Source organism: Paenibacillus motobuensis (assembly GCF_039521865.1).
In the GTDB taxonomy this organism is placed as follows: domain Bacteria; phylum Bacillota; class Bacilli; order Paenibacillales; family Paenibacillaceae; genus Fontibacillus; species Fontibacillus motobuensis.
In genome coordinates, this window is record NZ_BAAACX010000028.1 from 72,832 (window position 1) to 89,625 (window position 16,794).

Genomic DNA, 16,794 nt, shown 5'->3' on the forward strand with positions numbered 1-16,794 from the left:
CCGGCTGAATTCAAGATTCGAAGTCGAGATTCCTTCTTGGTTCACTTCGTGATCAAAAGCGGAATTTTGAACTTCCACTTAGGCTATAATAACAAATAACCCAAAGAACGAGCTTGGGGTGCTCAAGGCAATACCCAGGCTCGTTTCTACGTGTAACGGAGGTGCCCGGAATGATTCGGCGTAAAAGAAAGCCAAATGTCAGCCCGGAGAAAACAACAGAAGTTGAAGACCCGGCTCAGTTAAATACGATGCCGGAGACACCCGAGGAACAGATGAACGAGATGTATCGTTTGACCTTAAAATGGACACAGCAGTTGGAAAGATCACGGATTGCTCAATATACCGAGCTGCTGAATCGACCATGGCGGCTGATTTGGCTGAATATACTGTCAGGAACGGCACGTGGTGTTGGAATCGCGATAGGGTTTACTTTTTTTGCGGCGACGATTATTTATGTTTTGCAGGTGTTAGGTGCATTGAATTTACCGATTATCGGAGATTATATCGCCGATATTGTCCGGATTGTTCAACGCCAGCTTGAGCTTAATACGTATTAGGACCGCCTTCTAATTCATCATCATCCACATAATCGCCTGCTTCCATCGATTGTTTCCAGCGCTTGCTACGATAGAAGCAGACATTTTCGCCATAAATATCGGTGGCGATGAAGCTCTCCAGCGGTTCAACAAATCCGTCCAGCTCCGTCGAGGCTTCAATCTCCATATCGTTATAATCCGATATATCCGTACCTTCTGCCATAGCAGGGGTATTAGAGCTTCCGAAGCTCTCAACAATCTGCCAAGCGTCTTCGCCGTCAAATCCGTTATATTCGTGCTCATCCAGACTGCTTCTACCGAACGGAGGATATAGGAACTGTTCTTCAACAGGACGAGCTACTGAATGGAAGGTTTGCGGGCTGTGCTCTTTACAATAAGCGGTCTCAGGAATAGCCCTTAGGCGTTCGAAGCTGATCGGCTTGCCGCAAGTGGAGCAGAGTCCATAAGTTCCATCGTCCATTTTTTGCAAAGCAGCCTCAATACGGGTTAATTGCAGCTCATTATGTTCGATAAGAGCTAGATCCTTACCGCGTTCGTATACCTCTGTACCGAGATCACCCGGGTGATTGTCCACGGTTGAGAGTTCATTCGTAGTATCACGGAGAGAATCCTCAAGTCCATAGTGGTTATTATCACTCAACCGATTCTTGATTTCATGCAGAGATTCGTTCAATTTGGTTCTTAGCTCAATGAGTTGCTGCTTGGATAAATGAGACATAGTGCTAACTCCTTTCTCGAGGCAAGGTCATTAGAGAATTCGTCATAACGATATTTTGCGCAAAACCGCAGTGTTTTACCTGAGGAAAATCCTTTCGCACATGGACGGTTTTCCTCTTGCTATGCTACAATAGACAGGTCTTGCATGTGGTGAATCCTGCCGGTAATTCAGCAGGGAAAAGAAAAAATGAGGTGAATTCCCGCGTGATTTATTTTTTGATCGCATTGGTTGCGTTTCTAATTGATCAAGGAACGAAGTATTTAATCGCTACTCAATTAATAATCGGTGAGCAGATTCCGGTAATCGGCAACTTCTTCCTCATTACGTCGAGCCGTAATCGTGGCGCAGCATTTGGCATTCTCCAGGAGCAGCGCTGGTTCTTTATCGTGATTACTGTAGTTGTGGTTGTGGGTATCATCTGGTATTTGCAGAAAATCAGACGTACAAGCAAGAAAATGTTGTCTATCGCACTCTCGCTGGTTCTTGGCGGCGCAGTCGGGAATTTCCTGGACCGTGCGGTTAGTGGCGAGGTTGTCGATTTTTTGCAGTTAAATTTTGGTTCGTATACATTTCCGATCTTTAATATTGCGGATTCATGCATAGTGATCGGTGTTATTCTCATTGTGCTTGATTCCTTGCTTGACATCCGCAGAGAGAAGCATGCATCAAGTACAGGTCAGGAGCAAGAGGAACAGCTATGAATTTGGAAAAGCAAGAATGGACCGATTCTGAGCTTCAGTCGTATACTTGGGAAGCGACTGAGAAGAACAGGATCGATAAGTTTGTCAAAGAGCAGCTTGGAGAAGAGTATTCACGCAGTACGATCCAGTTATGGATTGAGGATGGGCATATCCTTGTGAATGGCGAATCTGTAAAAGCGAATTATAAAGTAAATACGGGAGATCAGGTGACGCTGACTATTCCTGAGGCGGAATCCGCAGAGATCATTCCTGAGGATATACCGCTCGATGTGTACTATGAAGACGCGGATGTTATCGTGGTAAATAAGCCGCGGGGTATGGTTGTGCATCCAGCTCCAGGTCATTCTTCAGGGACGCTGGTTAATGCCTTGATGTTCCATTGCAAGGACTTATCGGGTATCAATGGCGAGATTCGTCCGGGGATTGTCCATCGGATTGATAAGGACACTTCCGGTCTGTTAATGGCAGCTAAGAATGATAAAGCACACGCTTCATTAGCCGCTCAGTTGAAGGAGCATTCTGTTACGCGCAAATATTATGCTTTGGTCCATGGCAACCTGAGTCATGATCAAGGCACGATTGATGCCCCGATTGGACGTGATCCTCATGATCGCAAGATGTACACGGTGATTGAGAAGAACAGCAAGCAGGCAGTAACGCATTTTCATGTGGTGGAACGATTTGGTGACTACACGCTGGTTGAGCTTAAGCTGGAGACCGGGCGGACGCATCAAATTCGGGTTCATATGAAATTCATCGGCCATCCTATGGTAGGTGATCCTATGTACGGGCGCAGCAAAGGAATCAAGATGGATGGACAAGCTCTTCACGCCGCCGTTCTTGGATTCATTCATCCTTCCAGCGGACAATATATCGAGTTTACAGCTCCGATTCCTGATGATATGGAAATGTTGCTGCAATCGCTCCGTAGCCGCTGAGTTCACAGTAGAATTTTATGAATAATGAAACAGTATCTTCAATTATGGGTCATTAGATCCTAGGCTGAAGGTGCTGTTTTTTTGTCTCCTCTATAAGTCATGTCACTGTGCTATGATTGGATAAATGTGGAGGTAGGCTCTACCGAGAAGGATGGACACAAGATAATGGGGACGAATTCCATAGAAGTCCGTATCCCAGGTATTGATTAGACGGTTCTATTAAGCCAAAAAGTACAAACGATCCGGTGATTAATCCATTCTCTTGAGTCGCGTTTTACAGCATATTTAATAGTGCTAGGTCAATGCATTCTGTTATGCGATGCGGTGCAGCAGTTAATAAATATGGACTGGAACGGATGTTCATAAGGAGATGGAGAAGCGATGAGTATAGAGATGTATCAAGAGACTTATATCCAACAGCAGTTCGCAGAGCGTATCGGTGGGGCGAACTATGGTAAAGATACAGCTATTTATAAATTTGAGAAAATAAAGCGGGCAAAGGCTGCAGCGAAGAAAGAACGGCCTGAGCTGGAGTTAATCGATATGGGCGTAGGCGAGCCGGATGATATGGCTGATAGCGCTATTGTAGCTAAGCTGGTGGAAGAAGCAGGCAAGCCGGAGAATCGGGGATATGCTGACAATGGCATCGCAGATTTTAAAACCGCTGCCGCCCGTTATTTGCAGGAAGTATTTCAGGTTGAAGGAATAGACCCAACGACTGAGATTGTCCATTCCATCGGCTCCAAGCCAGCATTGGCCATGCTGCCGACCTGCTTCATTAATCCTGGTGATATTACGATTATGACGGTACCAGGTTATCCGGTTCTTGGAACTCATACGCAATATTTGGGCGGAAGCGTGTATACCGTACCTCTAACAGAGGAAAATCATTTTCTGCCTGATCTGGATGCGATCCCGGAGGATATCGCCTTAAAGGCCAAGCTGCTCTACTTGAATTATCCTAACAATCCAACCGGAGCATGTGCTTCTGTGGAATTCTTCACTGAGGTCATCGCTTGGGCTCATAAATATAATGTAGTTGTCATTCACGATGCGCCTTATGCAGCATTAACTTATGATGGTATACGACCGCTCAGTTTCTTATCTGTGCCTGGAGCGAAGGATGTAGGTATTGAACTGCATTCACTCTCGAAATCGTATAATATGACCGGCTGGCGAATCGGTTTTGTGGCGGGTAATCCATTAATCGTCAAAGCATTCAGCGACGTAAAGGATAACAACGATTCAGGGCAATTTATCGCTATTCAGAAGGCTGCTGCCTACGGTTTGGCCCACCCGGAGATTACGGAAGCCATCGCCGCCAAATATTCAAGACGCCATAATCTTTTGGTAGCTGCGCTTAATGAGCTAGGATTCAGAGCCGAGAAGCCGAAAGGTTCCTTCTTCCTTTATGTTGCGATTCCGAAGGGCGTTGAGGGCGGTCCGAGATTTGAATCGGCGGAGGACTTCTCTCAGTATTTGATTCGGGAGAAGTTAATCTCCACGGTGCCATGGGATGATGCAGGACATTATGTCCGATTCTCGGTCACTTTTGAAGCTCACGGGTTTGAGAAGGAGCAGTCTGTCATTGCTGAGATCAAACGACGTTTGAGTGAAGTGAAGTTTCAATTTTGAGAAATATATAGGAGAAATAATATGTACGATAAGCGCCATTCCTTCATTTTGGGGGAGTGGCGCTTTATTTATTGATATAGAGAGGAAAAATCATATTGAATAAATATTAAATATAATGTATATTTATAACCAGTAAATCACATCTCACTCCAGCAGGGATAGGGCTGAAAATTTCTCGGCCGAAAACCTTGTTTTTCAAGGCAGGTTATCTTGACACAGAAGTCGCAATCTGTCATAATTCCTATGAACGAAATAGCACCTTTAATTCAGTCCCGTGAGACTGGCAAGGTAACGTGAAGGGAATAACTGGGCACACTAGTATCTAGTGATTATGTCCGGGATCCTTATGACAGTCATGGTTATTTACTGTGGCCAAGAGACTCCTTGCCTGATCCAGGCAAGGAGTTTTTTTATGCGCCTTTCACGGAACCGGATTAATTTAATCCCGAGGAGGCATTTGAGATGGAAGTAGAAAGCCATGTCATTATGGATGAAACAGCGATCAGACGGGCGCTGACGAGAATCGCCCATGAGATTATCGAACGTAACAAAGGAATTGAGAATTGTGTATTAGCTGGAATCAAGACCCGTGGGGTATTCCTGGCTAAGCGGTTGGCTGAGCGGTTGGAGAATATCGAAGGTGTCTCCATCCCTTGGGTTGAGCTGGATGTGACCTCTTACCGGGATGATCGTTCCAACGAAGAGAGAGGAACAGAGAAAGCTAATTTCCCAGTTTCCATTCACGGGAAGGTTGTCATCCTGATTGATGATGTTCTGTACACGGGTCGTACGATACGGGCGGCGATGGACGCAATTATGGATTGCGGACGACCAGAAGCCATTCAGTTAGCAGTTCTAGCTGACCGTGGGCATCGTGAACTCCCCATTCGTCCGGATTATATCGGTAAGAACGTACCGACCTCGAGAGCCGAAGAGATTGAGGTGCTCTTGCAGGAGAACGACGGAAGCGACGAAGTCAGAATTTCGCAGCAACGGGGAGGACACTAAAATGATAACGACCGTATCGGCTTTGAAGGAACGCAGCTTACTCGGATTAAAAGATTTGAGCGCAGCTGAGATTAATTCGATCCTGGAACGGGCAGCGTTCTGGGACAGTCAGACAGATAAAGTAGTTCCAGTACTAAAGGATAAATTCGTGGCTAATATGTTTTTTGAAAGTAGCACACGCACTCGCTTCTCTTTTGAAATGGCGCAGAAAAGGCTGGGCGCGGAGGTTCTTAACTTCTCAGCGACCGCTTCCAGCATAGAGAAGGGAGAATCCATCTACGATACGGTCCGTACGATAGAATCCATGGGAGTCGATGCAGAAGTCATCCGGCTTGCGCCTTCGGGCGTACTGGAGGGACTTGCGGAACGACTCTCCATCCCGCTGATCAATGCAGGTGACGGTAGAAATGAGCATCCTACACAGGCGCTGCTTGATCTATATACAATGAAGCAGCATTTTGGAGACTTGAGAGGCCTTAAGGTATCGATCATCGGCGATATTGAGCATAGCCGGGTAGCGCGCTCCAATCTATGGGCATTGCAGAAATTTGGAGCAGATGTGAAGTTCTGTGCACCCGAAAATATGCGAGCACCAGAGCTGGCGGAGTATGCTCCTTATGTTCCGATGGAAGAGGCGGTCTGCGCCGATGTTATCATGATGCTGCGTGTGCAGCTGGAGCGGCATACGGAAGGATTGTTCAAATCCAAGGATGATTATCGCATACAGTACGGTTTAACCGAGGAAAGAGCAGGCAAACTTGCTCCCCACACGATCATCATGCACCCTGCACCGATGAACCGCAACGTGGAGATTGATGACGCGGTGGTAGAGCATGCGCAGTCGAGAATTTTCAAACAAATGGCAAACGGTGTACCCATTCGGATGGCCGTCATGGAACGGGCGATGCAGTAGGTCGCAGATCGCAACCGAGCAGTAACAATTTTCTACCAAGTTAAACTAGAGAAATATTTAACGATTATAAGGACGGTGTATCTTCCATGCAACTCATTATTCGTAATGCAAATGTATTGAACGAGAACGGACAGCTTGAACTAAAAACAATCTATGTGCAGAACGGTTTAATAGATAAAGTGGAGGATGTCGCAGGAGCGGATATGAGTATCGAAGCTGAAATCAAAGTTATTGATGCTAATGGCAAGCTGGTGACACCAGGGCTCATCGATATGCATGTCCACCTTCGCGAACCGGGCTTTGAACATAAAGAGACCATCGAGACAGGTTCTCGATCAGCAGCGAAGGGGGGATTCACGACAATCGCTTGTATGCCGAATACGAGGCCAGTAACCGACAATGCGGAAATCGTGAAGCTTGTTCAAGAGAAGGCCAAGCAAGCTGGGCTGGTGAATGTGCTGCCTTACGCAGCAATCACCAAGGGTGAGCTAGGCCGGGAACTGACTGACTTCGCAGCGCTGAAGGAAGCTGGTGCGATCGGATTTACGGACGACGGAGTAGGCGTACAGAACGCTCAAATGATGAAGGACGCGATGAGAAAGGCCGCTTCCATGGGAATGCCGGTAATCGCACATTGTGAGGACGACTCTCTGGTAGAAGGGGCGCCGGTTGCCGAAGGCGAATTTGCCAGAAAGCATGGATTCAAGGGAATCCCGAATGAGTCGGAAGCGATTCATGTTGGCCGCGATATTCTGCTAGCCGAAGCAACAGGAGTTCACTATCATGTATGCCATGTCAGCACCGAGCAGTCGATCCGCCTTATTCGCCAAGCGAAGGAGATCGGCATCAACGTGACCACGGAAATCTGTCCACACCACCTGATCCTGTCCGAAGAAGACATTCCCGGACTAGATGCTAACTGGAAGATGAATCCGCCGTTAAGATCCAAGCGAGATGTTGAGGCATGTATCGCTGCACTTGAGGATGGCACGATTGACATCATTGTCACGGACCATGCTCCGCATAGCGAAGAGGAGAAGGCCAAGGGCATGCTCCAAGCACCTTTTGGCATCGTCGGATTCGAGACAGCCTTCCCGCTGCTCTATACGAAGTTCGTCGCAACAGGCCGCTGGAGCCTTGAGATGCTTGTCAAACGGATGACAGCTGATCCGGCCCGGGTGTTCGGACTGTCTGCCGGGAAGCTTGCGCCTGGGGCTCCTGCCGATCTAACCATCATTGATCTCGAGCAAGAACGCAGCGTTGACCCAGAGACGTTCGCCTCGAAGGGCCGCAACACGCCGTTTACTGGTTGGAAGCTGAAGGGCTGGCCGACAGATACGATTGTAGGCGGGAAGCTGGTATGGAGCGAGACGTTGTAGAACTATCGGGCAAGTCGCCCTAGAGATGAAGAATGATCTAGAGAATATAGAAGTGTATAAAAAGGAGTGCAAAGAGGATGCAGGCTAGATTGTTATTGGAGGACGGCACGCTGTTCACAGGCAAATCGTTCGGAGCGGAAGTAGAAAAAACCGGCGAGGTCGTTTTTAATACAGGGATTACGGGGTATCAGGAGGTGCTGTCTGATCCTTCTTATTGCGGTCAGATCGTCACGATGACGCATCCGCTGATCGGCAACTACGGGATTTCCCGCGATGATTTCGAATCAATTGCGCCTTCGATTCACGGCTTCATCGTACGCCGGTATGAGCCAAGACCAAGCAACTGGAGAGCGGAATGCAGTCTGGGCGATTTACTTAAGGAGTATGGCATTCCTGGCATTACAGATATTGATACACGGATGTTGACTCGGATTATTCGTCATCATGGCACAATGAAGGGGATCCTAACGACTTCCTCGAAGTCGGTCGAAGAACTGCAAGAGATGGTAGCGGCAGCCAGTATCGATGAGCTGCGCAATCAAGTAGCTCGGACCTCGACACAGCATACCTACAGTAGTCCAGGTACCAAGGAGCGGATCGTACTCGTGGACTTCGGCGCCAAGAGCGGTATACTTCGCGAGCTAAACCAGCGGGATTGCGATGTAGTCATTGTGCCGCATAATACGACGGCTGAAGAAATTCGACGCCTTAATCCGGACGGAATTCAACTGTCCAACGGCCCTGGTGACCCCAAAGATGTACCTTACGCAGCGAAGATGATCTCTGAGCTTCTCGGCGAATATCCGATCTTCGGAATTTGTCTGGGACATCAGCTGTTGTCGCTCGCTTGTGGTGCCGATACTGAAAAGCTGAAATTCGGCCACCGCGGTGGCAACCATCCGGTTAAGGATTTGGCAACAGGCCGCTGCTATATAACTTCGCAGAATCACGGCTATACGGTTAATGAAGCCTCTATTGAAGGCACAGATCTGGAAGTAACCCATATCAACAATAATGATAAGACGGTCGAAGGCGTTAGACATAAGAAGTACCCTGCCTTCTCAGTGCAATACCATCCAGAGGCATCTCCAGGGCCACATGACAACAGCTATCTGTTTGACCGCTTCATTGAAATGATTCGTGAGTATAAAAGACAGCATCCGAGAAAATCGCGTCAAATTGAGCTGATGGCTAGAGCGAAAGGGGAATAATAACTATGCCGATAAATAGAGAAATGAAGAAGATTCTTGTGATCGGGTCCGGTCCGATCGTCATCGGGCAGGCCGCTGAGTTCGATTATGCCGGAACCCAGGCTTGCCAAGCGTTGAGAGAAGAAGGCGTAGAAGTTGTCCTGATTAATAGCAACCCGGCCACAATCATGACGGATACAAATATGGCTGATAAAGTATATATTGAGCCGATTACGCTAGATTTTGTAACACAGATCATTCGCCAGGAGCGCCCTGATGGACTATTGCCAACCCTTGGCGGGCAAACTGGCCTGAACATGGCGGTGGAACTTGCCCGCGCCGGTGTGCTGGAGCGCGAGAATGTGAAGCTGCTGGGAACGCAGCTAACTTCAATTGAGAAAGCGGAAGACCGCGATTTGTTCCGCGAATTGATGCGAGAGCTGGAGCAGCCTGTACCAGAGAGCACCATTATTACGACGTTGGAAGAAGCGCTTCGCTTCGCGGAAGAAATCGGTTATCCACTGATCGTCCGTCCGGCTTATACGCTTGGCGGTACTGGCGGCGGAATCTGTATGAACGAAGAGGAACTGCGAGAGATCGTCGCTTCCGGTATCCGGTATAGCCCGATCGGTCAATGCCTTATTGAGAAATCAATCGCTGGTATGAAGGAGATCGAATACGAAGTCATGCGCGACGCGAATGACAACTGTATCGTAGTCTGCAATATGGAGAACTTCGACCCGGTCGGTGTTCACACCGGCGATAGCATCGTTGTAGCGCCAAGCCAGACGCTGTCCGATCGTGAGTATCAAATGCTTCGCACGGCTTCGCTGAAGATTATCCGCGCGCTGGAGATTGAAGGCGGCTGTAACGTACAGTTCGCACTTGATCCTCAGAGCTATCAATACTACGTCATTGAAGTAAATCCACGGGTCAGCCGTTCTTCGGCACTGGCCTCGAAAGCGACCGGTTATCCGATTGCCAAGATGGCGGCCAAGATCGCTCTCGGATATACGCTTGATGAAATTGTAAATCCAGTGACAGGTCAGACTTATGCCTGCTTCGAGCCAACGCTGGACTATATCGTAAGTAAAATCCCGCGCTGGCCGTTTGATAAATTTGTGCATGCCAACCGTAAGCTTGGTACGCAGATGAAAGCGACTGGAGAAGTGATGGCTATCGGTCGGACGTTCGAGGAATCGATCCATAAAGCAGTACGCTCTCTAGAGATTGGAACTCATCGTTTGCATCTGAAAGGAACGGAAGAGCTCGATACTGATACATTGAACAAGCGCCTGATCAAGGCGGACGACGAGCGGTTGTTCTTAATCGCTGAAGCCTTCCGCCGCGGCTATGAGCTGCAGGAGATTCAAGATCTGACAAGCATCGACTGGTGGTTCCTTGATAAGATCGAGAGATTGGTACAGTTCGAGAGCCGGATCTCCGGAGAGACTGAATTAAGCAAAGCTACCCTATATGAAGCGAAAAGACTGGGTTTCACCGACCGCGCTATTGCTGAGCTGCGCTCAGCCGGACATCCTGGAAGCTCACTTGTGACAGAAGCCAGTGTAACGGCTTTCCGCAAAGAGCAGGGCATCCGTCCAGTATACAAGATGGTCGATACCTGTGCAGCAGAGTTCGAAGCGACGACTCCATACTATTACTCAACCTATGAGACGGAGAACGAAGTCCTCCATACCGATAAAGAGAAAATCATCGTTCTCGGTTCGGGTCCGATTCGGATCGGTCAAGGGATCGAGTTCGACTACTCTACGGTTCACGCCGTATGGGCCATCCAGAATGCCGGCTACGAGGCCGTCATTATCAACAATAACCCGGAGACGGTATCGACAGACTTCAATACATCCGATCGCTTGTACTTCGAGCCGCTCTTCTTCGAGGATGTTATGCATGTCATCGAGCAAGAGAAGCCGCTGGGAGTTATCGTCCAATTCGGTGGACAGACAGCGATCAATCTGGCAGCTCCGTTAGAAGCGGCTGGAGTACGGATCATCGGTACTTCCTTAGAAAGCATCGATGAGGCGGAGGACCGCAAGCGGTTCGAAGCTCTCTTATCCAAACTGAATATCGCTCAGCCTAAGGGCAGCACAGTAACTTCTGTAGATGAAGCGGTTGGAACCGCCCGCTCTCTCGGTTATCCGGTTCTAGTGCGTCCATCCTATGTATTGGGCGGACGGGCGATGGAGATCGTATACTCTGACGAGGATTTACTTCGTTATATGGAGGAAGCTGTGAAGATCAATCCACAGCATCCGGTACTGATTGACCGCTACATGCTCGGCAAAGAGGTCGAGGTCGATGCCATCTGCGATGGTGAGACCGTATTGATCCCAGGTATAATGGAGCATATCGAACGGGCCGGTGTTCATTCCGGCGACTCGATCGCGGTATATCCGCCGCAGCATCTATCTGCGGAGCTGAAGGAGAAGATCGTTGACATCACGATCAGGATCGCCAAAGAATTGAAGACGATCGGTCTGGTTAATATCCAGTTCGTTATCTATCAGAACGAGGTGTATGTGATCGAGGTTAACCCGCGCTCCTCCCGTACAGTACCGTTCCTGAGCAAAGTAACGAATATACCTATGGCGAATGTAGCGACGAAATGCATTCTTGGTCAGAAGCTGAAGGACCTTGGTTATGAAGAAGGCATGTGGCCGGAGAGCGATCAAGTATCTGTGAAGGTGCCGGTATTCTCCTTCGCGAAGTTGCGCCGTGTGGAGCCGACGCTTGGGCCGGAAATGAAGTCCACCGGTGAAGTGATGGGCCGTGATCCACGCTATGCCAAAGCTCTATACAAAGGCTTACTGGGAGCAGGAATGAAAATACCAGTGAGCGGGGCGATCATTGCTACGGTATCTGACAAAGACAAGGAAGAAGCGGTGGAATTGCTGCGCGGCTTCTATAATCTGGGCTATAAGATTATCGCAACCTCGGGCACCGCTTCGGCGCTTGAAGAGGCGGGCATCCGAGTAACTACAGTGAATAAGCTGAAGGACGGAGAGCCGAACATTCTCGATCTGATCCGCAACGGTCAAGCACATTTCGTCATCAATACACTGACGAAAGGCAAAGAGCCAGAGCGCGACGGCTTCCGGATTCGCCGTGAAGCGGTGGAGAACGGCGTAGTCTGCATGACTTCGCTGGATACAGTCCGCGCACTGCTGGAAATGCTAGATACGCTCAACTTCTCTTCACAGGCTATGCCTCGGACTAAATAAAATTAGATCATAAACAGATTGATATTCAATGCGGCTCCGGGGGATTAAGCTTCGGGGCCGTGAGTATGACAGGAGGAAGGCAAGAAGCATGAATATATTCGAACAAGCCGCAGGAAGATTAATGGTTGCTCTGGATTGCCCCACGGTGGAGCAGGCTAGACAGCTCATCGACACACTGGAGGGGATCCCTTGCTATATGAAAGTAGGGATGCAGCTCTATTACAGCGAGGGTCCGGACTTTGTCCGTGAATTGAAGGATCGCGGATACTCCGTCTTCCTGGATTTGAAAATGCATGATATCCCTAATACAGTCAAGAATGGTGCATTTAGCATCACTTCGCTCGGCGTAGATATGTTCAATGTTCATGCCGCTGGAGGATTGAAGATGATGAAGGCTGCCAGGGAAGGCGTGCTGGAAGCGATGGCCGCTTCTCCAGCATTGAAGCAGCCGATTCTGATCGGAGTAACACAGCTCACGAGCACGGATCAGACGATGTTGAATGAGGAGCTTAGGATTCCGGGAACGGTTGAGCAATCCGTAGTCTCTTATGCCTTGCTTACGAAGGAAGCAGGATTAGATGGAGTCGTTGCCTCGCCGCTGGAGGTGCAGGCCATTAAGAGTGCGTGTGGTACGGACTTCAAGACGGTAACACCAGGAATTCGTCCAGCCGGAAGCGCCGCAGGCGACCAGTCGCGGACATTGACTCCACTGGAGGCGATGCAGCAGGGAACGGACTACATCGTTGTAGGCCGACCAATTATCTCTGCTCCAAGCCCAAGAGAAGCTGCACTACAAATTATTGAGGAGATGAAACAAGCATGGTAAACACAAATTCTATGGCTAATCAGATTGCAGATCGTCTGCTTGATATCGAGGCAGTTGCACTTCGTCCGCGTGAGCCTTTCACTTGGACCTCAGGCATCAAATCTCCTATCTACTGCGATAATCGCTTAACGATGTCTTATCCGGAAATCCGTGATCTGATCGCTGAATCCTTTGCAACTGTGATTCGTGAGTCTTATCCGGAAGCCGAAGTCATAGCTGGGACCGCAACGGCAGGAATTCCACATGCCGCATTCGTATCGCAGAAGCTTGGCTTGCCAATGGCTTACATTCGAGACAAGGCTAAGGGCCACGGCAAGGAGAATCAAATCGAAGGTTTGATCAAGCCGGGTCAGAAAGTCATTGTAATCGAGGATCTGATCTCTACGGGCGGCAGCTCGATTAAGGCAGCAGAAGCAGTTCGAGCGGCTGGTGCGGAGCCCCTAGTAGTGCTGGCCATATTCAGCTATCAGTTGGACAAGGCGGTCAATGCCTTTGCAGAAGCAGGAGTACCGTTACAGACACTGTCCAATTATTCCGCTCTGATCGAAGTTGCGGTAGAACGTGGAGTCATCAAGGCAGAGGACCTCGATCTCTTGAGATCCTGGAGACAAGACCCGTCTTCCTTCGGCAAATAATCTGTTAAGAAGAAGTTATAGAGTCATATCCCAATTCCCATCCGAAGTGGTTGCTTTCCTAACACATTTGGATGGGGCGGGATATGGCTCTTTTCATTAGAGAACTCGCCTGAATTATGGTATCTTTATCAGAGAGAGAGGTGGAGTTGACTTGAATAATCAGAGACGAGCGGTGTTTATAAGCTCAATCGTACTTAATGTGGTACTTGTTATTGTGGTTGCTTTTCTATCTTACCGATTAACTCAGCTTGATCAGGAACCTAAGCTTTATAGCTTTGATCTGGCTACGGATGACTTATATATTAAAAATATGGAGATGGTCGTATATCCGGATTCGATATATGTCGGGGAACAGTATCTGGAGCGAAATGGGGACGAGAAGAGCTTCGAAGGAATTAGCTATGGCTTGAATCTTGGTGGTCAAATGATAACGTCGGTCAGTCAGGCGGATGATCCTTTCACCTTACCTGATGCGGCAGGTGGACGGATTATCATGTCTACTAACAATGTATTCAAGCATTTTCATATCAGCGATGATGATACTATAGATGTTATAGTGAACTACAAAGTGGATGGCAAGACCAAAAATTATACCGGGCAAATTTCGCTAAGTGAAGTGAAAAGGCCTTATTCCTGGATCGGATCTGGAACGGTGGTCCAATTAACAGATCAAGGAACAGTAGTGACGTATGCGAATCAATCAATGGTGGCAGCTTCTGTTGCTAACGATGTCAATGAAGAAGCTACTAATAATGGATTGTCAATTACAGATGGCGTGGCGAAGTGGAGTGGGGGAGGGAGCGGATTAATTTCCGATTCAGCAAGCGACGAAGTCTTCCAGCAGACGATCCACGAAGCTGTATTCCCCTTGCTGCAGCCAAAGTTGCCTTTTGAAGCAACTCACTGCGCTGTAAGCAAAATTACTGCTCCATTTGACTTATATCAGATTGTGTATGCGAATGAACAGCAAGGAATACAGTTAGTGCTAGGGCAGTCCAATTCCAAGGTAACTTCTACACCGGAAGGGAAGAAAGGGCCTAAGCTTGATAATGGTGCCCGCACCTGGATCCAAGGAAATGACGGATTCAGCGCCATTTATTGGCGGCATAACGGATACACTTATAGCTTGCTATCCAATAAAGTGGATGGCGGGTAAGTTCTTCCCGTTGTACGATACTGATAAGCTGGTGGAGATCGCAAATAGCCTTCAATAAAATAAAACAGTGTGATTTAGCGGTCAATTCGCGGATCACACTGTTTTTTATTTGTACTATACTACGGTGGTTATTGCGCCATATATTTGGCCATATTGCGCAGACTTGGCCATACAGCTGGGAATTCCCCGCCGATATGCCAGTAGGCAAATCCAGCAATCCCCCGCTCCGAAGCCATTTTATATTTCTGAGAGAGTGAGCGAGTCTCCTCTAGCCACAGCTGATGGGCAATCCCATTGGCCTGATAAACAGCCTTATACTGTCCCAATTCCTCTTTCCAATTTAACCCTCCACCGAACTTCTGAATCCGTGTGTTCTGCTCGGTTAATGTGACATCCTCGGATGTAACCGTCCCGGTCTTGCTGCTGACGGTCCAATCCCGGTTGTATAGCGGCACTGCCAGAATGACTTTGGAAGCAGGGACCTCCTTCAATAGGGTGTCAAGCCCGTGCTCCAACCAAGGCAGGGAAGACACGGATCCAGGGTTTGGTGACCCCGACCAATGCTCGTCATAGCCCATCAGAACGATGTAATCGGCGCTGCTGCCCAGGCTGGCGTAATCAAAGGCTTCCGTCCAGTCCGAATTCCAATCTGGAGAGACGTTGACAGACAGCTTGGCACCAACCTTATGCAATTGTGTCGCCAGTTCATCAGTAAAAGCAGTCATTGCTTCCCGGTCCTGCGGAGCCACATTTTCAAAATCAAGATTAATCCCTTGCAAGCCGTACTTCACGACCGACGCCTTAAGCTGGGCAATGAAATTTGTTGCTTCCTGCTTCGAGCTCAGCATAGCATGCGTGTTCTCTTGCAAAGAGCGATTGCCAACCATAGCCCATATCTGTTTGTTGTTCTGTTTAGCCCAACTGATCAGAGAGGTATCGACATGACTCGCCATTGAACCGTCCTGGTTAAGGAAGAACCAGCGGGGTGACAGAACATTAACGTTGGATTTGCTAATCGAACGCTCATATTCTTCCGTAGTCTGACCATACTGCCAGCCAAGCTGGATGGAAGCGGGTGCTTTCGAATTGATTGTTTGCTGCCATTTTTCATTCTGGAGAACTCTGTACAGCAGCATGGCTGCTTCCTGTCGGGTCAGGGCTTGATTAGGGTGGAACGCGCCATCGCTTCCTTCCATTAGGCCAAGTCCTGCTGCAGTGGCGACATAGGGCCGCGCCCATTCGGCGATAGAGGAACGGTCATTGAACCCTGTAAGTCCATAGGCTCCAGTCTGTTCCTTCAAGGCGCGGATGAGCAGGGCTGCCGCTTCCTGTCTGGTGATCGATTGTGCCGGAGAGAATGTACCATTTCCGTTCCCGGTAACGAGACCAAGCTCACTAGCAGCCTGGATGGTTTCATAATACCAAGCTTGCTTCTTCACATCTGTATAGGTTGGAAAGGCTGGAGTAACCGGCTCCATATGTAGCAGGCGAACAAGTGTAGTGGCTAATTCAGCACGGGTCATTTCTTGTCGCGGTGAGAAGTGCTCAGCACTTGTGCCGTTCATTATGTTCTTCTCGTGTAGATAGAGAATGGCTTCCTTGGCATAGCTCTGGCCGATATCTTGGAACGGCAGCGCGTTGCCCTTGACAAACGTAATTGGTTCTACCATGAACAAACAAATGAGCAGGAGAAGAGTAAGTCTAGTAATCTTCATGTTGTGGGTCCTCTTTTCCGGTAGATAATAGAAGCATTAATAGAAACTTCTGCTATACTATCAGAAAAGAAGCGGTCTAACAGCATTTAAATTTTGGCAATAGAGGTAGTTAGTTTCTCTAACGATACGGCGTTTCGTAGGATGAAAAACAGACTATGAAATTCTTGCGTGAATATATCTC

14 protein-coding genes are annotated in these 16,794 nt (G+C 48.5%); 12 read left to right on the top strand and 2 right to left on the bottom strand.

Annotated features, from left to right (window positions below; translation table 11 throughout):
• The first annotated feature begins 248 nt into the window (after positions 1 to 248).
• The gene (locus tag ABD014_RS24220) at positions 249 to 557 is read left to right on the top strand and encodes a DUF5665 domain-containing protein (RefSeq protein ID WP_251413227.1); all 309 of its coding nucleotides are present in this window, start codon (positions 249 to 251) and stop codon (positions 555 to 557) included.
• Here ABD014_RS24220 and ABD014_RS24225 read toward each other — a convergent pair.
• Entirely contained in the window at positions 544 to 1,275 is a 732-nt protein-coding gene (locus ABD014_RS24225; protein WP_343865746.1) for a TraR/DksA C4-type zinc finger protein, read from the bottom strand. The two genes, ABD014_RS24220 and ABD014_RS24225, sit on opposite strands and share 14 nt — an antisense overlap.
• Positions 1,276 to 1,478: 203 nt before the next feature.
• On the opposite strand from ABD014_RS24225, the gene lspA reads away from it, so the two are divergent.
• The 11 genes from lspA (at position 1,479) to ABD014_RS24280 (ending at position 14,898) form a co-directional block, all read left to right on the top strand.
• Positions 1,479 to 1,976: a signal peptidase II gene (gene lspA / locus ABD014_RS24230; protein WP_343865748.1), complete on the top strand. Its 498-nt coding sequence runs from the start codon at positions 1,479 to 1,481 to the stop codon at positions 1,974 to 1,976.
• Complete coding sequence (locus ABD014_RS24235; RefSeq protein WP_343865751.1) at positions 1,973 to 2,914, top strand: RluA family pseudouridine synthase; 942 nt, start codon at positions 1,973 to 1,975, stop codon at positions 2,912 to 2,914. Before lspA ends, ABD014_RS24235 begins: the two co-directional genes overlap by 4 nt.
• A 381-nt stretch (positions 2,915 to 3,295) precedes the next feature.
• The gene (locus ABD014_RS24240) at positions 3,296 to 4,549 is read left to right on the top strand and encodes an LL-diaminopimelate aminotransferase (RefSeq protein ID WP_343865753.1); all 1,254 of its coding nucleotides are present in this window, start codon (positions 3,296 to 3,298) and stop codon (positions 4,547 to 4,549) included.
• A 462-nt stretch (positions 4,550 to 5,011) separates the two neighbouring features.
• Entirely contained in the window at positions 5,012 to 5,557 is a 546-nt protein-coding gene (pyrR, locus tag ABD014_RS24245) for a bifunctional pyr operon transcriptional regulator/uracil phosphoribosyltransferase PyrR (protein ID WP_343865755.1), read from the top strand.
• A gap of 1 nt (position 5,558) precedes the next feature.
• A complete protein-coding gene (locus tag ABD014_RS24250; protein WP_343865757.1) occupies positions 5,559 to 6,470 on the top strand; it encodes an aspartate carbamoyltransferase catalytic subunit in 912 nt (303 codons plus the stop codon).
• Between the two features lie 86 nt (positions 6,471 to 6,556).
• Complete coding sequence (locus ABD014_RS24255; RefSeq protein ID WP_343865759.1) at positions 6,557 to 7,849, top strand: dihydroorotase; 1,293 nt, start codon at positions 6,557 to 6,559, stop codon at positions 7,847 to 7,849.
• A gap of 77 nt (positions 7,850 to 7,926) precedes the next feature.
• Positions 7,927 to 9,060 (top strand): glutamine-hydrolyzing carbamoyl-phosphate synthase small subunit, encoded by a 1,134-nt coding sequence (carA, locus tag ABD014_RS24260; protein WP_343865761.1) that lies wholly within the window; start codon positions 7,927 to 7,929, stop codon positions 9,058 to 9,060.
• Positions 9,061 to 9,065: 5 nt separating this feature from the next.
• Positions 9,066 to 12,281, top strand: a complete 3,216-nt coding sequence (gene carB, locus ABD014_RS24265; protein WP_343865763.1) for a carbamoyl-phosphate synthase large subunit — start codon at positions 9,066 to 9,068, stop codon at positions 12,279 to 12,281.
• Positions 12,282 to 12,369: 88 nt separating this feature from the next.
• Entirely contained in the window at positions 12,370 to 13,107 is a 738-nt protein-coding gene (gene pyrF / locus ABD014_RS24270; RefSeq protein ID WP_343865765.1) for an orotidine-5'-phosphate decarboxylase, read from the top strand.
• Positions 13,101 to 13,742: an orotate phosphoribosyltransferase gene (gene pyrE, locus ABD014_RS24275; protein WP_126997293.1), complete on the top strand. Its 642-nt coding sequence runs from the start codon at positions 13,101 to 13,103 to the stop codon at positions 13,740 to 13,742. Before pyrF ends, pyrE begins: the two co-directional genes overlap by 7 nt.
• 151 nt (positions 13,743 to 13,893) lie before the next feature.
• Positions 13,894 to 14,898, top strand: a complete 1,005-nt coding sequence (locus ABD014_RS24280) for a hypothetical protein (protein WP_343865768.1) — start codon at positions 13,894 to 13,896, stop codon at positions 14,896 to 14,898.
• Between the two features lie 128 nt (positions 14,899 to 15,026).
• Here ABD014_RS24280 and ABD014_RS24285 read toward each other — a convergent pair whose 3' ends face one another.
• Complete coding sequence (locus ABD014_RS24285) at positions 15,027 to 16,613, bottom strand: S-layer homology domain-containing protein (RefSeq protein ID WP_343865770.1); 1,587 nt, start codon at positions 16,611 to 16,613, stop codon at positions 15,027 to 15,029.
• Positions 16,614 to 16,794 lie beyond the last annotated feature (181 nt).